Here is a 1034-nt window from a genome sequence, read left to right on the forward strand (position 1 = left end):
AATAAGGGTTTCAGGTGTTTTGGTGGCGGGCGAGGCGGCGGGTCATGACGATGATCATGGCCCATTGGACCATCGCGGCGTGGTGGTCGGGTAGCCGTTCGTAGTCGCGGACGGTGCGTCGGCACCGGTTGATCCAGGAGAATGTGCGCTCGACCGCCCATCTGCGGTGCAGCACGACGAAGGTGGTCTGCCCGGCGAGCTTGGCCACGATGCGCACGGTCAGGGCGAGGTGAGTGGCGGCCCAGTCGACGAGTTTGCCGGCGTAGCCGCTGTCGGCCCAGGTCAGGCGGATGGTGGGGAAGCATGCGCGTAGTGCCCACAGCAGCGGCCTGGCGGCGTCGCGGTCCTGCACGTTCGCGCCGGTGACCAGGACGACGAGGAGCAGTCCGCAGGTGTCGACGGCGATGTGGCGTTTCCGGCCGTTGATCTTCTTGCCGGCGTCGTAGCCGCGGCTGGGCCGGCCGACGGTCTCCGCGCCCCGTACCGACTGGGAGTCGACCAGCGCGGCCGACGGCTGTCGGTGACGCCCCTCGACGTGCTCGCGGACCTGTTCACGCAGGCTGTTGTGCATGCGGTTCAAGGTGCCGTCGCGGGTCCAGGTCTTGAAGTAGTGGTAGACGAGCTTGTGGTGCGGGAAGTCGGCAGGCAGTGCGTCCCATTGGCAGCCGGTCCGGTCGAGGTAGCGGATCGCGTCCACGACGTCGCGGCGGGGGTACGTGATTGGCCGGCCGCGCCCGGTCCCGGCCGGCACGTGCGGAGCCAGGACCTGCCATTCGGCATCCGAGGTGTCGGACGGATAGTGCCGTGGCCGGGCGGTGGGCAGGTGATCGTCAACGGTAGCCGGGGTGGCGGATGCGGCGACGCCGGCGACAAGGTATACAGACAGGGTTGGGCCTTCGGTCGTGCTGGTTTAGTCGCCTTTGCTCGTACCGAAGGCCCTTCCCCATGTCACGCCGCCACGCCGGCGCCGTCACGATTGTCGATCTTCGTCAGGACCGGCGACCGCCCGAACCCCTTATTTACCAGGCTCTCAG

Annotated in this window: 1 protein-coding gene; it reads right to left on the reverse strand. The window is 68.0% G+C overall.

What is annotated here, in order from left to right:
* Positions 1 to 10: 10 nt before the first annotated feature.
* Positions 11 to 886, reverse strand: a complete 876-nt coding sequence (locus JNW87_RS39060) for an IS5 family transposase (RefSeq protein ID WP_309234171.1) — start codon at positions 884 to 886, stop codon at positions 11 to 13.
* Between the last annotated feature and the right edge of the window lie 148 nt (positions 887 to 1034).

It is taken from the genome of Micromonospora sp. ATA51 (genome assembly GCF_016802855.1).
In the GTDB taxonomy this organism is placed as follows: Bacteria; Actinomycetota; Actinomycetes; order Mycobacteriales; family Micromonosporaceae; genus Micromonospora; species Micromonospora sicca.